The 3,805-nt window shown below is 50.9% G+C and carries 5 protein-coding genes; 4 read left to right on the top strand and 1 reads right to left on the bottom strand.

The annotated features are described in order from the left end of the window. Positions 1–427, top strand: a 427-nt coding sequence (locus tag BP822_RS07340; protein WP_286878066.1) for a DUF6125 family protein, incomplete at its 5' end; no start/stop codon positions are given. 61 nt (positions 428–488) lie between these two features. Here the strand turns inward: BP822_RS07340 and BP822_RS07335 are convergent. Continuing rightward, positions 489–911, bottom strand: a complete 423-nt coding sequence (locus BP822_RS07335; protein ID WP_013718431.1) for a (4Fe-4S)-binding protein — start codon at positions 909–911, stop codon at positions 489–491. 195 nt (positions 912–1,106) lie between these two features. On the opposite strand from BP822_RS07335, the gene mscL reads away from it, so the two are divergent. The 3 genes from mscL to queC all read left to right on the top strand — a co-directional run bounded on the left by mscL (position 1,107) and on the right by queC (position 3,797). Continuing rightward, complete coding sequence (gene mscL / locus BP822_RS07330; protein WP_013718432.1) at positions 1,107–1,544, top strand: large-conductance mechanosensitive channel protein MscL; 438 nt, start codon at positions 1,107–1,109, stop codon at positions 1,542–1,544. Positions 1,545–1,774: 230 nt separating this feature from the next. Next, the gene (locus BP822_RS07325) at positions 1,775–3,082 is read left to right on the top strand and encodes a hemolysin family protein (RefSeq protein ID WP_013718433.1); all 1,308 of its coding nucleotides are present in this window, start codon (positions 1,775–1,777) and stop codon (positions 3,080–3,082) included. A 52-nt stretch (positions 3,083–3,134) separates the two neighbouring features. Beyond that, positions 3,135–3,797 (top strand): 7-cyano-7-deazaguanine synthase QueC, encoded by a 663-nt coding sequence (gene queC, locus BP822_RS07320; RefSeq protein ID WP_273278984.1) that lies wholly within the window; start codon positions 3,135–3,137, stop codon positions 3,795–3,797. The last annotated feature ends 8 nt before the right edge of the window (positions 3,798–3,805 follow it).

Below are 3,805 nucleotides of genomic sequence, written 5' to 3'. Positions count from 1 at the left end.
GATGATCGAGAAGAAACGGGGATTTGATGAAGCGCTGGAGCTGGACGAGGCTGTCTGGCAGGTTCTGCCCAAGATCCAGGCCCGGGCAATCAAGTCAATGCTGATGCTGGACTATGGCCTTGATGGGCTGAAGGAGGCGATTGCTGCTCGTCTGGCCCTGGAGGAGTTCGACTACGAGCTGAAAGAAGAGGAGAGCGGATTTGTAGTTGAGATCCGGCGCTGTCCCTGGCATGATATAATGGTCCGGTCAGGCAGAGAATCGCTCTCAGAGAAGGTGAGCGAGGTCATCTGCCAGGCGGAGAACTCTGTCTGGGCGCAGGAGTTCAGTTGCAAGGGCGTCGAGGGGGAAGGTATGGAGATAAGGTTCGAGAGGCAAGAGAGGCTCTGCCAGGGAAGCAACAGATGCAGGTTATGGTTTGGCCGGTAGAATGAGCAAAGACATTCTTGTCCACTCTCGATTGCCGATTTTGCCTGGAGGTCAGCGCCAATCATTTTGTATCGTCGAAGGTTATCTTGATATGGCTTCCATCGCAGAAAGGCTTTTTCCGGGAGGCTCCGCATCTGCAGAGGGCAAAAGCCCCTTCTGCCATCTCATTGCCATCTGAATTGAATAGACGGCAGTCTCCTTCAACCAGCAGGGGACCGTTCTTCACCACCTTGATAGAGGCGTATCGCTCATTTGATGCATTTTTTTCAGATGATTCAGGTGCCTTTTCTTGATAGCTCAGAGCGCCGGAAGGGCAGCGATCTATGACCTTCATTATCTGCGCAGGACTTGCGCCCTGCATATTTATCCAGGGCCTGCTGTTGTGGTTGAAGACCTGGGGCAGTCCGTTCACGCATTCCTTCGCATGTATGCATTTTTCCGGATTCCACCGCACAATCAGCCCATCGCAGGAGTACTCCTTCATTGCCTATAGCTGGAGCCTCTTTCTACTTGGATCTTCCGATATGGAACTATTTCTTACAAATTTTTAATATGTATTTCATTCTACTGATCGAACGTTTTTTATTCTCTTATGAGGGTCCGAATTTGCTCTTTCCAAAAGGATTTATATCTTAGACCGCAGAAATGGCCAAATGTTTCATCTGTTGGAGTGATCTTTATGGGAATTATAAGCGAGTTCAAGGAATTTGCAGTGAAGGGCAACGCCGTGGATATGGCGGTAGGCATCATTATAGGCGCTGCATTTGGCAGCATAGTCAATTCGCTTGTGAATGATATTATCATGCCTCCAATTGGCATGCTGACGGGTGGCATAAACTTTGCCGATATGTTCATAGCTTTGGACGGTGAGGCCTATGCTAGCCTGGCAGAGGCACAGGCGGTATCAGCGCCGACCATCAATTACGGATTATTCATAAATGCGGTTATTTCTTTCATCATCGTGGCATTTGCGGTGTTCATGCTGGTCCGGCAGATAAATGCCCTCAAAAGGCAGCCTGCACCTCTTGATCCAACCACCAAGGAATGCCCATACTGCAAAGAGACCATTGCGATAGGAGCCATCAAGTGCAAGCACTGCACCGCTGATTTAAAGTAAATCTATAGTTCGTTTTTCTTTTCTTTTTATATTTCTTTTTTAATTATTATATCGATCCTCAATATTCAAATAACGTGACTACCTTCAGTGCCCTCTGTTCTCCGTTCAGGGAAGCTATAAATAACCTTTATTATCCTGTCTTATGAAAATGAGAAAACGGCCCATAATCTCGGGGAAATGCATGAATTTGGAGACAGACCGGGCGCACCATCCTGCAAGGGTAGTAGTTCATGTTGATTGAGATTCTGATCATACTAATTCTCATATTAGTCAACGGCGCCTTTTCCATGGCGGAGATGGCAGTTGTCTCCTCGCGCAAGGCCAGGCTCCGTCAGATGGCAGATAGTGGAGATAAGGGTGCTGCCGTCGCTTTAGAGCTGATCAGCAACTCCAATCAGTTTCTTTCCGCTGTTCAGACTGGGGTAACCTTAATGGCCACACTTATCGGGGCTTTCGGCGGCGCGACCTTATCCGATGAGCTGGCGGGCTACTTGCTTGGCCTTTATCCCGCTTTAGCTCAATTCAGCCATGGAATTGCTCTAGCCCTGGTAGTCCTGTCGATAACCTTCGTCAGCCTAGTTATAGGCGAGCTGGTGCCAAAGAGGATAGCCCTCTCCAATCCGGAGCGGATTGCATCCTGGTCTGCATCTCCCTTAAACGCTTTTTCCAAGATTGTATACCCCTTGATTCTTCTCTTGAGCAAATCCACGGAGTTCGTCCTCCAAGCCCTGGGGGTCAATTCTAACGCTGAGCCGGAGGTCACTGAAGAAGAGATAAGAATTATGATAGACCAGGGAACGATGGCCGGGGTGATCGAAGAGGAGGAGCAGGACATCATGGAAAGAGTCTTCTCTTTGGGTGAAAGAAAGGTCAACTCCATCATGACCCCTCGGGGAAAGATAGTCTGGCTTGATATCCATGACACCCTCGCCGAGATCCAAAGGAAGACCGTCAGCGGGCCGTACACCATGTTTCCGGTCTGCAGCAAGAAGCTGGATAACGTCCTGGGAGTGATTCAGTCCAAGGATATCCTGAACTGCGACCTTAATAAAAAGGAGATTGATCTGAGGTCTTTGCTGCTGCCACCTCTATTTGTACCGGAGAGCATGAGGGCTTTGAAGGTGCTGGAGAAGTTCAAGCAGACGGGAATCCATCTGGCCATCGTCCTGGATGAGTATGGCACAGTGCAGGGGATTGTGGCACTGGTAGACCTCCTGGAGGGGCTGGTGGGAGACATTCCCCATATCGATGAGCTGGGGGAGCCCCAGATCCTGCGCAGGAGCGATGGTTCATGGCTGGTGGATGGGACGATGCCCGCGGATGACTTCAAAGAGACGCTAGACATCGACAAGCTTCCTGATGAGGATGATGGGACCTACCAAACCATGGGCGGTTTCATGATGACCCATCTGGAGAAGGTTCCCACCTCGGGAGATAAATTCGAATGGGGTGGCTATCGCTTTGAGGTCATGGATATGGATGAACGCCGGGTGGACAAGCTGCTGGTGACCCCTCTGGCCGAGGATGTGACGAGCTAAGGATCTCAGGTGGGGCAGTCTTATGTTGAATGCCAGTAAAATTGGGAGGCAAATGAAGGCGGTTTTGATACTCTCCGGCGGTCTGGACTCGACCACATTGCTCTACAAATTGCTGGCCGATGGTTATCTGGTAGATGCCCTCACCTTCAACTATGGTCAGAAGCATAAAAAGGAGATAGACTGCGCAATAGCCATCACCTCCAGGCTCGATGTCGCACATCATATCATCGACCTCTCCACTCTGGCGGCATTCCTGGGGGAGAGCGCACTTCTGGGCAAAAAGGAGGTGCCCAGCTGCCACTATACCGAGGAGGCAGCCAGGCAGACGGTGGTACCAAACAGGAATATGATCATGCTCTCCGTGGCTGCAGGATACGCCGAGGCCCATGAGATTACAGAGTTGTTTTACGCCGCCCACAAGAACGACCAGACGATCTACCCCGACTGCCGGCCGGAGTTCGTAGAGGCTCTCAAGCCGGCAATAAGGCTGGGAACAGCCTGGAATCCCGTCGAGCTGCAAGCGCCCTTTGTGCATATGACCAAGGCGGATATCGTGAGAATGGGCCTCAAGCTGCAGGTTCCCTATGAGCTCACCTGGTCGTGCTACAAGGGAAAAGCTATGCCCTGCCGCACCTGTCCCACCTGCATAGAGAGGGAGGAGGCATTTGCCCTATGCGGTTGCAGGGATCCGCTGATAGGAATGGACAGTCATTAATTCTTGCG

This window comes from Methanosaeta sp. UBA458, from assembly GCF_002496085.1.
Classification (GTDB): domain Archaea; phylum Halobacteriota; class Methanosarcinia; order Methanotrichales; family Methanotrichaceae; genus Methanothrix; species Methanothrix soehngenii.
The sequence above is the reverse complement of the archived record's forward strand: the minus strand, read 5'-3'. Positions and strand labels throughout refer to the sequence as shown.